The organism is Synechococcus sp. JA-3-3Ab (assembly GCF_000013205.1).
In the GTDB taxonomy this organism is placed as follows: Bacteria; Cyanobacteriota; Cyanobacteriia; order Thermostichales; family Thermostichaceae; genus Thermostichus.
The window spans coordinates 546,647-561,277 of sequence record NC_007775.1; the positions used below are offsets into that span (position 1 = coordinate 546,647).

The window sequence follows — 14,631 nt, forward strand, 5'->3', positions numbered from 1 at the left end:
GACTCAGTTGTTGGTCTTGGCCGATGGCTTCCCACCCTCAGACGCTCCTTTTGGTCGATGGCCACTCCCTGGCCTACCGCTCTTTTTACGCCTTTGCCCATAGCCGCGAGGGGGGCTTGCGCACCTCCACCGGGATCCCGACCAGTGTCAGCTTTGGCTTTTTGAAATCGCTACTGGAGGTCTTGGAGAAATACCCCCCCACCCACATAGCTGTTGCCTTTGATACCCGGCAGCCCACCTTTCGCCACGAGGCCGATGAAACCTACAAAGCAGGCCGTCCGGAAACGCCGCCGGAGTTCGTTGAGGATGTGGAGAACCTCCAGCAGGTGTTGGCGGCGCTGCGCATTCCGATTTTGGCAGTGCCCGGCTTTGAGGCTGACGACGTTCTGGGTACGCTCTGCAGGCTTGCCCCCCAAGAGTATCGGGTGCAGATCTTAAGCGGCGACCAGGATCTCTTTCAGTTGATTGACCCCGAGGGAAGAATTCGGGTTCTGCACCTCAACAGCAAAGATCGCGTCAGCGAATTTGGCCCCCAAGAGGTCAAAGAGAAACTCGGCATCTGGCCTTGGCAGGTGGTCGACTACAAAGCCCTCTGCGGTGACCCTTCCGACAACATTCCCGGTGTCAAGGGGATCGGCCCCAAGCGAGCGGCGGAGCTCTTGCAGCGCTATGGCAGCCTGGAGGAGATTTTCAACCATCTGGGGGAGATCCCTGGCAAAATCCAGCAGTACCTCAGGGAAGGGATCCCAGCAGCCCAGCACTCCCAATTTCTGGCTCGAATTCACTGCGATGTCCCCCTTTCGCCTGACTGGGAGAGCATGAGGTTAACTGGGTTTGACCCAGAGGAAGTGCTGCCGCTTTTGGAGAAACTAGAGTTTCGCAGTTTCATTGCTCAAGTGCGCAAGCTGCAAGCCACTTTGGGCGGGATCCCAGCCCAAGCCTCTCAAGCAAGGACAACTTCAAAGGATGGCTCTACCTACGACGAGGCTCTTTGGTTTGATTTTCCCGCTGCTCCCGCTCCCTCTTTGCCAGCAGTGTGCATCGTGGATACAGCGGAGAAATTGGAGCTGTTGCGGCAGGAGCTGTTGGCCTGTTCCGGGATCGTAGCCTGGGACACAGAAACCACGAGTCTGGATCCCCGCGACGCCCAACTGGTGGGGATTGGCTGCTGCTGGTCAGAACGGGATGTTGCCTATTTGCCCCTTGGCCATCGCCAGGGATCCAACTTGGACTGGGACCTGGTCAAACAGAGTCTACAGCCCATTTGGGAGGATCCCAATCGGCCCAAAAGCCTGCAAAACTGCAAGTATGATCTCAGCATTTTTCGCGCCCATAGCATCCGCCTGCAAGGGATCCAATTTGATCCCATGCTGGCCAGCTACGTTCTCAATCCAGAGGCCAGCCACAACTTGGCCGACTTGGCAGCTAGCTATTTAAATTTGCCCACCACCAGCTACGAAAAGTTGCTGGGCAAAGCAGAGTCCCTCGCCGATCTGCCCATTGCCAAAGTGGCAGAATACTGCGGCACCGATGCCTACTGCGCCTATCGTTTGGTGCCCATCCTCACCGAAAAGCTGCAACAGACTGACCCACGCCTCTGGAATCTTTTTGTCCAAGTGGAGTTGCCTTTGGCCCATGTTTTGGAAGAAATGGAGTGGGTCGGCATCCGCATCGACACTGAGTTTCTTCGGCAGTTTTCCCAGGAGCTGGAAAAAGAGCTACACAGTCTAGAGCAGAAAGCCTATGCTCAAGCAGGCGAGGTGTTTAACCTCAACTCTCCCAAACAACTGGGATCCCTGCTCTTTGAAAAGCTCAAGCTAGATGTCCGCAAAACTCGCAAGACGGCCACCGGCTACTCCACCGACGCCTCGGTTTTGGAAAAGCTGGAAGGGGATCACCCAGTCATTGAAACCATTCTCCAGTACCGCACCCTGGCCAAGCTCAAATCCACCTATGTGGACGCGCTGCCGGCTCTGGTAAGACGCGATACGGGTAGGGTGCACACCAGCTTCAACCAGACCGTTACTGCCACTGGCCGGCTCAGCTCCTCCAACCCCAATTTGCAAAATATCCCCATCCGCAGCGAGTTTAGCCGCCGCATTCGCCAGGCCTTCGTTCCCCAGGAGGGATGGCTGTTGGCCTCGGCTGACTACTCGCAAATTGAGCTGCGCATCCTGGCCCACCTCAGCCAAGAGCCAACCCTCATCGAGTGCTTTCGCTCTGGGGAAGATGTGCATACCCTTACCGCTCGCTTGCTCTTTGAAAAACAAGAAGTAACCAGCGAAGAACGCCGCCTGGCCAAGACGATTAACTATGGGGTGATCTACGGCATGGGGGCGCAGCGTTTTGCCCGCACTGCCGGCGTCTCTCTAGCGGAGGCGAAGGAATTTTTGCGGCGATTTAACGAGCGCTACGCCGGCGTTTTTGCCTATCTCCGCGCCACCGAAGCCTTTGTGGAAAAGCACGGCTATGTGGAAACCCTTTTAGGCCGCCGTCGCTATTTTCCCAATTTGTCTCAGCTATCCGGCCATCGCAAACAGGCCGAGCTGCGGGCTGCGGTGAACGCCCCCATCCAGGGATCCGCCTCAGACATCATCAAAGTGGCCATGGTTCGCCTGCAGGAAAAGCTGCAGAACTTTCGCTCGCGTTTGCTTTTGCAGGTTCACGACGAGCTGGTGTTTGAAGTAGAGCCCTCCGAATGGCAGGACTTACGGCCCCTCATTCAAAGAGAAATGGAAGAGGCAGTGCCCCTTTCCATACCGCTGGTGGTGGACATTCAAATTGGCCACAACTGGAAGGAGGCCAACTAAGGGATCCCGGCCTCGGAGAAATGTTAAGCTATGTAAAAGTGTGTGAAAGTGTTGGTTATCTCCCTATGGCCGTTGAGATCTACACGTGGCGTTTTTGTCCCTTCTGCATCCGCGCCAAGCAACTGTTGGATCGCAAAGGGGTGAAGTACATCGAATACGCCATCGATGGGGATGAGGCGGCGCGGGCGGAGATGGCCAAGCGGGCCAACGGGCGCCGCTCCGTGCCCCAGATTTTCATCAACAACCAGCACATCGGCGGCTGCGACGACCTCTACGCCCTTGAGGCCCAGGGCAAGCTGGATTTGCTCCTGCAGCAGGCCAGCTAGCTGCCTGCTTTCCTGCTAGCCTGGGCGGGATCCAAACCCGTTAACTTGTGGCTAACCGGCGGCCTGCCTGAGCTGGGCACGGGCTTGTTTGAGCATGGCAATCAGGGTGTGGTGGGCATCTTCAGAATCTTTGAGAGGGTGATCAAAGGGGATGCGCAGCTTCCGCACAGCCCCATCCACCTCCACCTGTAAGTCCATTCCTTCCGCGTCGATGGCCTCCATACGGGCCTGGACCACTCCTTCCACCTGGCCGAAGACCCTGGCGTAGAGGGCCACGGCATCGGCGTGGTCTTCGTTCATGTGCTTGCAGATGCGCTCGCTAACTTGAGGGGTGAGAGGATCGCCCATAGAAGGTGGGAATTGCCAGGTACAGGTTTTAGTCTAGCGGAGTCTTGACCGAAACCTTGGCGGCGCAGATCCCGCTCTTCCCCTTTCCCCCCGTATACGGGGGATGAAAGGGGGGAGAACGCCAATCAAAGAGCTAGTTGAGGGCAGGCTAACGGTTGCCAGGGCCAGCCATATCTCGGTCTAGGTTGCAGCCATCTCCGATCGCCCTCTGGATAGGGTTGAGACGCCTTTGCCAGCTTTGCACCTGGGGATCCGGGCTGAGGCCGTGCTCGAGAAAAAACAGCTTGCCCCCCACCCGCAGCACCCGCCGGATTTCCCCCAAAGCCTTGGCCAAATCGGGGATGCTACACAGGGTCCAGGTGCTGACCACGCTGTCAAAACTCTGGTTCGAAAAAGGCAGCTCTTGGGCGTCCGCCACCAGCCAATCGACGGCGATGGAGGAAGCCGCGATGCGGCGGCGGGCCAGGGATCCCATGCCGGGGTTGGGATCTGCCACTGTAATTTTTTGAATGTGCTCTGGGTAGCAGGCCAGGTTGAGGCCGGTGCCAAAGCCGATCTCCAAGACCGCTCCCCGCACCTGGGCCAGAAGCTGCCGCCGATAGCTCTCCAGACGCTCGCTGGCCAGAGCCCAATCCAGCAACCTCGGAAAAAGCACCTGCCGGTAGAAAGCCTTCATAAGCCGGGCTCAAGAGGTTCGCGATCTATTTTCGGGCCGTTCGAGCGTAGCGGGGTTGGGGGCCAGCTTCAGGGAGTAGAGGCCGTAGCAGGCCAGCAGCCAATTGAGCAGGCGGGCCACCACGCGGGCGGTTGGCCGCGTCGCCGCTCCCACCGCCACTCCTCCCAAGGAAAGGCCGATCACAGGGCGGGCGGCGAAGATGGCCTCACAGGTTGTTAACAGTTGAAACCAACTCAGCCCCCCCGGCTCCGGGTGGTGCACCGCCGGCGCCAAAGAGGGATCCAGCACACTGCAGTCCACCACCAAAAACACCGGCTGCTCCGGCAAAGCCTCCACCACCTGCTGCGGATCCCAGCCATCCTGGGCCCAAAAGATCGGGCTGGCGTGGTTTTTCAGCCAGGCGTAGGCGCGGGCACTGCCGCTGCGCAGCCCCACATGCACCACCGGCAGCCTATGCTGGTAGAGCAACTCCACCCAGGCAGCGTTGCCATAGCCCATATCTTGCTCCGGCTGGGTCATCTCCTCGGGCGGCATCAGGTTGGCATGGGCGCTGCAATGCACCACACTCAGGGCGAGGTAGTGCTTCCAAAGGGCACGAATGGCTCCCCAACTGGCCGCCAAGACCGAAGGCAACAGCACCGGCCACTGTTGTCGTCGCCAAGCCTGAATAACCGCCGCCTCACACATGCCATAGGGCGGCTCATCCACCAGCCCCGGCAACTGCGCCACTGCTATCTCATCCACATTGATCCCCAACCGCGGCTCAAAAGCACACAGCTCAGCACCGGCGTTGAGGATGGCCAGCGGCGCCTGCGTATCTGGGCCAAAGGCAGTGGGAATGAGGACAACCCTGGCGTTGGACTGGGAACTGGGATGGAGGGACCACTGGGCCATGGGCGTCGTTCCTGTTGCAAACGTGGGGCTCTGCCGCCTGCTTCTATGGTGGCTCAGAGAGTAAGCCGGGATCCGCCCGCGCCAGAGCTGGATCTGCTACGAAAAATTACAGTTCGCCGGCAGATCTGGGGTCAAAAATCGGGCCGATGGTACATTCAAAGTGCTCCGCGCCTCAACCCCAAGCGCGGCCCAACAACGCAAACGACGACGAGAAGGTAGGCTATGGCTGTGATGGAAGGCGATCCCCGTCAGGGGGCAAAGTTGCCCCTATTCGGGGGATCCACCGGAGGGCTGTTGAGCGCAGCCGAAACCGAAGAAAAATATGTGATCACCTGGACAGGCAAGCCGGGGCAAGTGTTTGAAATGCCCACCGGCGGCGCCGCCGAGATGGTGGAGGGCAAAAACTACCTCACCTTCGCCCGCAAAGAGCAGTGCCTGGCGCTCGGCGCTCAGTTGATCTCCGAGTTCAAGATCAAGGACTACCAGATCTTCCGCATCCCGGCGGGTGGACAGCCGGAACTGGTGCATCCCAAGGATGGTGTCTTTCCCGAGAAGGTCAACGAGGGGCGCCAGCCCGTCGGCAAGGTGGATCACAACATCGGCAAGAACAAAGAGCCGGTTACCTACAAATTCACCAACGGGAAACCCTGGGACTAATTCCGGCGACCTTTGTCTTTCTGTCTTGTCGGATCCCCTGGCCAGCCCAGGGGATCTTTATTTGTTCGTCTCCACATTTGTTCGTCTCCACTGGCAACCGGTTTGAAAGGGTTCGGCGCTGTTAGCCCTCACCCCCGGCCCCTCTCCCCGAGGGAGAGGGGAGGCGGAAGGTCATGTTGAGAAGAGTCGGATCCTTTGTCGGGCTGCCTTTTGCTAAAAAAAAAGCTCCAGCAAAGCATACCTACACGGAACTGTCTAGAGGTGTCTTGACAGCGCCTTTACGAGTCCGTTTATGGACTACGTGAGAATCCCCCGCCTTCAGGCGGGGGAGTGTCAAAACCCGGGATCCCTGACAGGGCCTGGACAAGCCTACTTGGCAACCGCCGCGAAGAACTCCTTGGATTTCACCGGGTCGGGGTTCAGGGTTCTCTGGCCGGGCTGCCAGTTGGCCGGGCAAACTTCATCGGGGTGAGCTTGCACGTACTGGATGGCCTGCAGGGTGCGCAGGGTTTCATCCACGCTGCGGCCAAAGGCCAGGTTGTTGATGGTGGCGTGCTGGATGATCCCTTCCTTGTCGATGATGAACAGGCCGCGCAAAGCCACCCCTGCCGCCGGATCCAGGACATTGTAGGCGGCGCTGATCTCCTTTTTCAGGTCGGAGACCAGCGGATACCTCAGCTCGCCCACCCCTCCGGCTTTGCGGTCGGTCTGAATCCAGGCCAGGTGAGAGTACTCGCTATCCACCGAGACGCCGAGGATCTCCGTGTCCAGCTTGGCAAACTCGTCGTAGCGATCGCTGAAAGCCGTGATCTCCGTCGGGCAGACGAAGGTGAAGTCCAAGGGGTAGAAGAACAGCACCACGTACTTCTTGCCCCGGTAGTCGGAGAGCCTCACCGTCTTAAATTCCATGTCGTAAACGGCAGTGGCCGAAAAATCGGGAGCGGGCTGCCCCACCCGCAGACATCCTTCCTGAGACATCAGTCGACGCTCCTTACGGTAAAGTACAAATGTAAACTAAACCTAACATACCATACTCATAATGACTTTGTCTTACTGGCTGGCTAAGCTGGAGCGCCGCGATCCAGGGGATCCCCATTTCTTTCCGTTTTTCGGCTCTGCCAGGTCAGGGAGTCGGTTGCCATGAGGGTGGCGCTGCAGTTTCTCTACCACTTCTGTTGTGACCGCTGCCGGCGGTGGTGGAGAGGGGATCGCCTCTATTGCCCCTACTGTGGCTATCACAATTGCGTGGAGCGCATCGATACCTTTCGCGACGCCGCGCGAGGCAGTTGCCTCACCCGTCCTCCCGATGCCCCCTCTGCCGAGCTGCCCTGCGAGGAAACCGAGGCTCGGCCTCAGGAGCCGGGATCCCCAAGCTGATTCATCCGTTCACTGCATCTGCCAGCCTGTCCAGGTGGGGGTCAGCCTCAGGCAGTGAGGAGTCCAACAAACGGCGGCAGGGGTGGCGCTCTTCCAAAATGGTGGTAGAACAGCAGCAGCTATAAACCTCCAGGTAGTCGTCCGGCTCTGCCTCGAAAATGGCATACTGGCCGGGGAAGAGGGTGCGCTCCCAGTGGCCGGGAATTGTTCGGATGACCTGAACCTGCTGAGAACGGTTGACGAAAACGTATCTTTTCATTGCGTTTTTTTAATCGCCTTAAGAAAAACTTATTGGCTTTAAGCCAGGCTATCACTCTTGATCCCCAGCCGACAATAGCCAACGGGCAAGACGGGGATCGCTCTTTCTGCTTGACTTTGGCCGATTTGTTTTCTCAGCTTATGAAAGCTGAGGCAAGGGGATCCCGAGAAGAAGCCCGCCTGGTAAACTGAGGGGAAGAGTCTGAAGATATCCTTAATTGGCCTTCATCGTTCCGACATACCAAGGGGGCACGCCGTGGACAACAAGTTGGGGCTAGAGATCATCGAAGTGGTGGAGCAGGCTGCCATCGCCGCTGCCCGTTGGATGGGCAAAGGCGACAACAAGACCGCCGATCAGGTGGCCGTCGAGGCCATGCGGGAGAAACTGAACCAGATCCCCATGCGCGGCCGCATCGTCATTGGGGAGGGAACCCGCGATGAGGCCCCCATGCTCTACATCGGGGAAGAGGTGGGCATCTGTACGCGCCCGGACGCCGAGCAGTTCTGCCGCGTGGAAGAGCTGGTGGAAATCGATATTGCCGTGGATCCCTGCGAAGGCACCAACCTGGTGGCCAAGGGCCAAAACGGCTCCATGGCGGTGCTGGCCATCTCCGAAAAAGGCGGCCTTCTGCACGCGCCGGACATCTACATGCAGAAGCTGGCGGCTCCGCCCCAGGCCAAGGGCAAGGTACATCTCGACTATCCGCCGGAAAAGAATCTTCAGATTATCGCCGAAAGCCTGGATCGGGAGGTCTCCGATCTGACGGTGGTGGTCATGGACCGCAAGCGCCACGTCGATCTCATTCGCCAAATCCGGGAGGCGGGGGCGCGGGTAAAGCTGATTACCGACGGCGACATCTCGGCGGCCCTCTCGGCAGGCTTCAACGGCACCGGCATCCACGCCCTGATGGGGATCGGGGCAGCCCCAGAGGGGGTGATCTCGGCGGCGGCGCTGCGCTGCCTCGGCGCCCACTTCCAAGGTCGGCTGATCTACGACCCCGAGGTGGTGCAGGCGGGCACCTACCTGCCGCCGGTGGAAGAGACAAGACGGCAACTGAAAGAACAGGGCATCGAGGATCCCGACAAGGTGTGGGAATGCGAAGAGCTAGCCAGCGGCAAGGAAGTCCTCTTTGCGGCCACCGGGATTACTGATGGCGACCTGATGCGCGGGGTGCGTTTCTTCGGCGGCGGGGCACGCACCGAGACCTTGGTGATCTCCAGCCAGTCGCGCACGGTGCGCTTTGTGGATACCATCCATATGAAAGACGGCCAACAGCCCCGCAGCCTGCAACTGCGCTGACGGATCCCCGGCCCGACATCTCCCTCGGCAAGGGCGGCTTTCCTCTGGCGAAGGTCGCTCTTGTCCTTTGGGAAGTTAAGAAATCTATCAGTCAGTCGCCCGAAAAAACGTAATAACTCTTCAGCAAAATCCTGCAAAACCGGCTCGATACTGTTCTTAGGGTTTAGGTAGGCTGAGAAAAGTTACCTAAGCTTGCTGCAGCCGAGACAAGGCAATCCCTTGACATCGGTCTTGCCTTCCTTGTCCTAGCTAGGTGAGTTTGCTTTTGTTCATAGTTTCTGTTTTTAATAACTGTTGCTGTACAGACGACGGAGAGGCATGTTTATCGCGGTTGTCGGTCTTAGCCATCGCACAGCTCCTGTGGAGATCCGGGAGCGCCTCAGCATTCCCGAGGCCGAGGTGGGGGAGCGGATCCAGCAGCTCCGTGCCCACCCCCACATTGAGGAAGCGGCGATCCTCAGCACCTGTAACCGGCTGGAGGTCTACATCGTCACTCCAGAAATGGAAAGTGGTGTCCGACAGACGATGCAGTTCTTGGCCGAGGCGAAAGGGATCCCGCTGCCCCAACTGCGCCCGCACCTGTTTACGCTGCTCTACCAGGATGCGGTGACGCACCTGATGCGGGTGGCCGCCGGGCTGGACAGCTTGGTATTAGGGGAAGGGCAGATCCTGTCGCAAGTGAAAAAAGCGCAGCAACTGGGCCAGGCCTGCAACGGCATGGATCGCATCCTCAACCGCCTCTTCAAGGCGGCCATCACCGCCGGCAAGCGCATCCGCACCGAGACGGGGATCGGCACTGGCGCCATGTCCATCAGCTCGGCAGCGGTGGAGTTGGCCTTGCAGGAGCAGGGATCCCTTTCTCAGGGCAAGGTGACCGTGGTGGGGGCGGGGAAAATGGCTCGCCTGTTGGTGCAGCACCTCTTGGCCAAAGGGGCGGTGGATATCACCGTGGTCAACCGCTCCTTGGAGCGGGCAGAAGCGCTGGCCAAGCAATTTGAGCAGCCAATTCAAGTATTGCCTTGGGAGTCGCTGCTGAGTAGCATAGCGGAGTCCAACCTGGTCTTCACCAGCACCGGCGCCACCCAGCCCATCCTCACCTACGAGCAACTGGCGGGGGTGCTGCAGCCGGATCAGCCGCTGCTGTTGGTGGACATCTCGGTGCCCCGCAACATCGATCCCGGCGTGGAAAAGCTAAGAGGGGTACAGGTGTTCAACGTGGATCACCTCTCCCGTATCGTGGAAGAAAACCGCGCCCAACGGCAAAAGCTGGCCCTGGCCGCCGAAGCCTTGGTGGAAGAAGAAGTAGAACAGTTTATGGAGTGGTGGCGCTCCTTGGAGACGGTGCCCACCATTTCCAGCCTGCGCCACAAGGTGGAGTCCATCCGCGAGCAGGAGATGGAAAAAGCCCTCTCCCGCCTGGGCAAAGACTTCGCCGAAAAGCACCTGGAGGTCATCGAGGCGCTCACCCGCGGCATTGTCAACAAGATCCTGCATGATCCCATGGTGCAACTGCGGGCCCAGCGGGACATCGAGGCGCGGCGCAGGGCTATGCAAATTCTGCAGGAGCTGTTTAACCTCGATCCAATGCCGTTTCAGGCGCAGCAGGAGCGCTAGGGATCCCCAGGGGGTGAAGTGGGGTCAGGTGTTGAAGAATTGTAACAGCTCTCTCATCTCAGGGGGAGAGCTGCCCTTAGGATACAAAACGTAAGCGCTGGGAGTTGGGGGCATGTTCGGACAGTACGAAGTGTTTGTGCAGTTGCTGCTGTTGGCCTTGATCGTCCTGGCAGGGCCAGCGGTCATTCTGCTGCTTTACCTGCGCGGCGCCGATATGTAGGCGAGCCAGGCTGGTTGCCGGCGCAGTTGACAGAACCCCCTGAGCAGCCCCTGTCGGCATCGACCAGGGAGTTCGCCTTGTTTCTTTGTTATCTCTTAATGTAACGCTTCTTTGCGCTACAGTTATAGAGACAGCCCTAGGGCAAACTCGCCTGTAGGGCAATACTTTATGGGTTGATTATTTATGTCACTCCCCATCCGCAACGTCGCCATCATCGCCCACGTCGACCACGGCAAAACCACACTTGTGGACGCCCTGTTGCGCCAGGCGGGCACCTTCCGCGAGGGAGAAGACATTCCCGCCTGCGTGCTGGACTGCAACACGCTGGAGCGGGAGCGGGGCATCACCATCCTGGCCAAAAATACAGCCGTCCGCTACGGCGAAACCCTGATCAACATTGTCGATACCCCCGGCCACGCCGACTTCGGCGGGGAGGTGGAGCGGGTGCTGGGCATGGTGGAGGGCTGTCTGTTGGTTGTGGACGCCAACGAAGGCCCGATGCCGCAAACCCGCTTTGTGCTGCGCAAGGCGTTGGAAAAAGGCCTGCGCCCGCTCGTAGTGGTCAACAAAATCGACCGCCCTCGCGCCGAGCCCTACAAAGTTGTCGACAAGGTTCTGGATCTGTTTTTGGAGCTGGGGGCAGACGAAGACCAGTGCGATTTCCCTTACCTCTTTGCCTCGGGGCTGCAGGGCTTTGCCCTGGAAGAAGCCGACCTGAAAGCCTTTTTGGAAGGGAGGTACAGCGGCCCCTTGGACATGAAGCCCCTCTTTGAAGCCATCCTCAAGCATGTCCCACCGCCGATTGGGGATCCGGCCAAGCCGCTGCAACTACAGGTCACCACGCTGGAGTACTCGGAGTACTTGGGCCGGATCGTGATCGGCAAGATCCACAACGGCACCATCCGCCTTGGGGATCAGTTGGCGGTGGTCAAAGAAGATGGGTCGATTGCCAAGGGCAAGGTAACCAAGCTGTTTGGCTTCCAGGGCTTGCAGCGTGTTGAGCTGACCGAGGCTACTGCCGGCCATATCGTCGCCGTGGCGGGGTTTGCCGAGGCCAACATCGGCTACACCCTCACCTCTCCCGAAAACCCGCAGGCCCTGCCGCTCATTAAGGTGGACGAGCCGACGTTGCAGGTGATGATCTGCGTCAACGACTCTCCCTTTGCCGGCCAGGAGGGCACCTTTGTTACTTCGCGGCAATTGCGGGAGCGCCTGCTGCGGGAGCTAGAAACCAACGTGGCGCTGCGGGTGGAAGAAACCGACTCCCCCGATTGCTTTTTGGTCTCCGGGCGGGGCGAGCTGCACCTGGGCATTTTGCTGGAGACCATGCGGCGGGAGGGCTACGAGTTTCAGGTGGGGCAGCCGAAGGTGATCTTCCGCGAGGTAAATGGCCAGCCCTACGAGCCCTACGAGTGCTTGGTGCTGGATGTGCCGGAATCCACGGTGGGCGCCTGCATTGAACGGCTGGGGCAGCGGCGGGGAGAGATGCAGAACATGATGGTAGGCGCGGACGGACGGGCCCAGTTGGAGTTTGTCATCCCGGCCCGAGGGCTGATCGGCTTCCGCAGCGAGTTCATCCGCATTACCCGCGGCGAGGGGATCATGAGCCACAGCTTTTTGGAGTACCGTCCCCTGACGCCGGGGATCGAGACCCGCCGCAACGGCGTGCTGATCGCCTTTGAAGAGGGGGTGGCCACCACCTATGCCCTGAAAAATGCGGAAGACCGAGGGGTGTTCTTTATTACGCCAGGTACCCGCGTTTACAAGGGCATGATCGTGGGCGAGCACAACCGGCCGCAGGACTTGGAGTTGAACGTCTGTAAAACCAAGCAACTGACCAACCATCGCGCTGCCGGCGGGGAGGAGCTGGTGCATTTGCAGGCGCCGGTGGAGATGAACCTGGAGCGGGCGCTGGAGTACATCGGCGAGGACGAGCTGGTGGAGGTTACACCGAAGTCGGTGCGGCTGCGCAAGGCGCAGTTGACGGCCTCTCGCCGCTAGCGGTCGGCTCCTACCGTCGCAGGTAGAAGCGCAGGTTGGGAAAAGAGAAGGCCCCCCAGACGCCGAACAAGACGACTCCCAGGCCGAACAACGCCAGCCACAGGCGGGGACGGCTGTGGAGCTGCTGGGATCCCGCCTGGACGTAGGCCAGATCCACCCAGGCGGTGTTGCCGCGGCGGAACCAGCCCACCACCTTGACGCGCTGACCCATGAGGGCGCGGAGCCGCTTCAGGCCGGAAAAGACATTGCCCACCGGCCCCAGGGAAGAGGTGAAGCGCAGCGGCATCAGCCCAGTGGCATCTTGCAGCTTCAGCTCTGCCCCCAGTTGGTAGCCAGCCTGTCCCAGCCCCACCAATTCCCCCTCCAACTCCACCGGCTGGCTGCGGCAGGGATCCGCCTCGGGATCGGCCAGCAAGTGCAGCACATCGGTCGGCTGGGGCGACAGGGATCCGCGGTACATCAAGACCGCCTTGGATCCCAGGCCCAGGCCATAGCCCACCACCGCTGTTGCCGCAATCACCTTGGGATCGAGGCGATCTGGCAGCGCCAGATAGAGGATCAGCCCCAGGAGCCAGCCAATTACCATCCCGCTCACTTCGGCAGCATAGATAGCCAGATCCAGCCAGAAGCGGCTTTGCAGACGGGCCCCATCCAACTTGGGTCCGGATCCCAGGCTCAACTCTGGCAGCAGGCGCAGCCGTTGGGCATACCCCGCCAAGACCTGGAAGCGGTGCCCCAGCAACGGATGGCTGGAGTTGACCTGCATCCAGCGGGCCCAGGGGTTGAGCTGATCCCAGAGAAAGACTTGGCCGGCTTGGGCGGGATCCCGCAGGCGGCTGGCGGCACTGGCGGCGGCGGTGGTTTTGAAGTCCAAGAAGCTGAAGAGGCGGGTGCAGTGCAGCAGCGAAGAGGGGCGGCGGTCGTTTTTGTGGGCCTCCTGCAGGCCGGCAGCCGCTTTGAGCAGAGCGGCCATCAGACCGTTGGGATTGCCCGTCGCTTCCACTGCAAAATGGTCGGCGTGGTAGGTGCCGAGGCGACAGAGGAAAAACAGGGGATAGGAGAGCACCGTGTAGATCAGGTAGAGCAGCGGAGCCACATGCCCGATCAGATCCCGCCGCTTGTTTGCCAGTTGGCTCACCTGCTCCAGGGCCAAGTAAACCAGTTGAACGGGGGATCCCAGTAGGGTCAGGATCAAGATGTCGCCGTTGAGGATGCGCCCCAGGGCTTGGGCATAGACGGCGGCAATCTCATCCGGGGCAAGCTGCTGCAACAGGGCCTGGGTGACCACGATGCGGCCGCCGTCGGGAAGCGTGCCATAGACAAAAGCCAGCGGCCCCCCTTCCGGGATCACCCCCAGCCGAGGCAGTTTTAGCTGTTTTTGGGCGCAGAGGCGCTGCAGCAGACGGGCAGTCTCGGGACTGTGGCGCTCGATTTCCCCCAAGGTGGCCCAGCGCAGCTTGTGCAGCCGCCGGTGCAGGTGATCCATCAGCCAGGGGGCAAAAAACAAAAGGCCGACGCCAAAGTTGACCGCCAGGCTGCCGGCTACCAACCAGCGCAGGCCATTGCGCAGCCAGGGCAGCAACCCCTGCAAAAACCAAAGCTGCCGCGGAAAACTCAGCCGTCCGAAATCCAGGTGAGCGCCCACCAGCACAAAACTCAGCCACCAGAGGAACAGAATGCCCACCCCCAGGGATCCCCACTTGGCCCAGCGCAGAGGGCCGGCCCGCTCCGGCAGGGGGATCTTCAGGCCCAATTGACCGGCCCGTTGGCGGCTGGAGAGCGGCTGAGCCTCAGGAGCTGGCTCTGGGGAGGGTGGGGAAGCAGCGGGTTTTTCCACCGTTTGGGGCAGGCGGGGCAGGATTTTTTGGGCCCAGCCTCGCGCCTGCGGATCCGGGTGCTGCAGCAGTTCCAGACAAAGCGCCCGCGCCTTCTCCGTCTCGCCCAACTGATGGTAGGCCCGCACCAGGTTCATCTGGGCCTCCAGGGCTTGGCTGTCGGATGCGCCTGCTTCGCCCCGCTGGCGAGACTGCGCCAAGTAGGCCTCCAGCAGTTGGATGGCTTCTTGGAAACGGCCCTGCTGCAGCGCCTCCCTGCCGGCCTGAAGGGCATCGGGGGTCATCAGCCTGCTCCGAGATCTGCCTGCTCCCCCA

At 60.2% G+C, this 14,631-nt stretch carries 14 protein-coding genes; 8 read left to right on the forward strand and 6 right to left on the reverse strand.

Annotated elements, in window-relative coordinates:
- The first annotated feature begins 23 nt into the window (after positions 1–23).
- Positions 24–2,810 carry a DNA polymerase I gene (polA, locus tag CYA_RS02490; protein ID WP_011429435.1) on the forward strand — a complete coding sequence of 929 codons (2,787 nt, stop codon included), beginning with the start codon at positions 24–26 and terminating at the stop codon, positions 2,808–2,810.
- A gap of 65 nt (positions 2,811–2,875) precedes the next feature.
- Positions 2,876–3,136, forward strand: coding sequence for a glutaredoxin 3 (gene grxC / locus CYA_RS02495; RefSeq protein ID WP_011429436.1), 261 nt, complete (start codon positions 2,876–2,878; stop codon positions 3,134–3,136).
- Between the two features lie 51 nt (positions 3,137–3,187).
- Here the strand turns inward: grxC and CYA_RS02500 are convergent, their stop codons facing one another.
- The 3 genes from CYA_RS02500 to CYA_RS02510 all read right to left on the reverse strand — a co-directional run bounded on the left by CYA_RS02500 (position 3,188) and on the right by CYA_RS02510 (position 5,054).
- Positions 3,188–3,484 (reverse strand): DUF2470 domain-containing protein, encoded by a 297-nt coding sequence (locus CYA_RS02500; RefSeq protein WP_011429437.1) that lies wholly within the window; start codon positions 3,482–3,484, stop codon positions 3,188–3,190.
- Positions 3,485–3,632: 148 nt separating this feature from the next.
- Positions 3,633–4,160, reverse strand: coding sequence for a class I SAM-dependent methyltransferase (locus CYA_RS02505; protein WP_011429438.1), 528 nt, complete (start codon positions 4,158–4,160; stop codon positions 3,633–3,635).
- 9 nt (positions 4,161–4,169) lie between these two features.
- Positions 4,170–5,054, reverse strand: a complete 885-nt coding sequence (locus CYA_RS02510) for an arginase family protein (protein WP_011429439.1) — start codon at positions 5,052–5,054, stop codon at positions 4,170–4,172.
- A 222-nt stretch (positions 5,055–5,276) separates the two neighbouring features.
- Between CYA_RS02510 and CYA_RS02515 the strand changes: the two genes are divergently transcribed.
- The gene (locus CYA_RS02515) at positions 5,277–5,711 is read left to right on the forward strand and encodes a photosystem I reaction center subunit II PsaD (RefSeq protein ID WP_369781438.1); all 435 of its coding nucleotides are present in this window, start codon (positions 5,277–5,279) and stop codon (positions 5,709–5,711) included.
- 369 nt (positions 5,712–6,080) lie between these two features.
- Here CYA_RS02515 and CYA_RS02520 read toward each other — a convergent pair whose 3' ends face one another.
- On the reverse strand, positions 6,081–6,689 hold the full coding sequence (locus CYA_RS02520) for a peroxiredoxin (RefSeq protein ID WP_011429441.1): 609 nt from the start codon (positions 6,687–6,689) through the stop codon (positions 6,081–6,083).
- A 162-nt stretch (positions 6,690–6,851) separates the two neighbouring features.
- Between CYA_RS02520 and CYA_RS02525 the strand changes: the two genes are divergently transcribed.
- Entirely contained in the window at positions 6,852–7,088 is a 237-nt protein-coding gene (locus CYA_RS02525) for a hypothetical protein (RefSeq protein ID WP_011429443.1), read from the forward strand.
- Between the two features lies 1 nt (position 7,089).
- On the opposite strand, the gene CYA_RS02530 is transcribed toward CYA_RS02525, so the two are convergent.
- On the reverse strand, positions 7,090–7,347 hold the full coding sequence (locus tag CYA_RS02530; protein ID WP_011429444.1) for a DUF1830 domain-containing protein: 258 nt from the start codon (positions 7,345–7,347) through the stop codon (positions 7,090–7,092).
- 255 nt (positions 7,348–7,602) lie between these two features.
- Between CYA_RS02530 and glpX the strand changes: the two genes are divergently transcribed.
- The 4 genes from glpX to typA all read left to right on the forward strand — a co-directional run bounded on the left by glpX (position 7,603) and on the right by typA (position 12,481).
- Positions 7,603–8,646, forward strand: a complete 1,044-nt coding sequence (gene glpX / locus CYA_RS02540) for a class II fructose-bisphosphatase (RefSeq protein WP_011429446.1) — start codon at positions 7,603–7,605, stop codon at positions 8,644–8,646.
- Between the two features lie 318 nt (positions 8,647–8,964).
- Positions 8,965–10,260: a glutamyl-tRNA reductase gene (locus CYA_RS02545; RefSeq protein ID WP_011429447.1), complete on the forward strand. Its 1,296-nt coding sequence runs from the start codon at positions 8,965–8,967 to the stop codon at positions 10,258–10,260.
- A 112-nt stretch (positions 10,261–10,372) separates the two neighbouring features.
- Positions 10,373–10,480, forward strand: coding sequence for a photosystem II reaction center protein Ycf12/Psb30 (gene psb30, locus CYA_RS02550; RefSeq protein WP_011429448.1), 108 nt, complete (start codon positions 10,373–10,375; stop codon positions 10,478–10,480).
- A 183-nt stretch (positions 10,481–10,663) separates the two neighbouring features.
- A complete protein-coding gene (gene typA, locus CYA_RS02555) occupies positions 10,664–12,481 on the forward strand; it encodes a translational GTPase TypA (protein ID WP_011429449.1) in 1,818 nt (605 codons plus the stop codon).
- 10 nt (positions 12,482–12,491) lie between these two features.
- Here the strand turns inward: typA and CYA_RS02560 are convergent, their stop codons facing one another.
- Positions 12,492–14,600 (reverse strand): zinc metalloprotease HtpX, encoded by a 2,109-nt coding sequence (locus CYA_RS02560; protein ID WP_011429450.1) that lies wholly within the window; start codon positions 14,598–14,600, stop codon positions 12,492–12,494.
- Positions 14,601–14,631 lie beyond the last annotated feature (31 nt).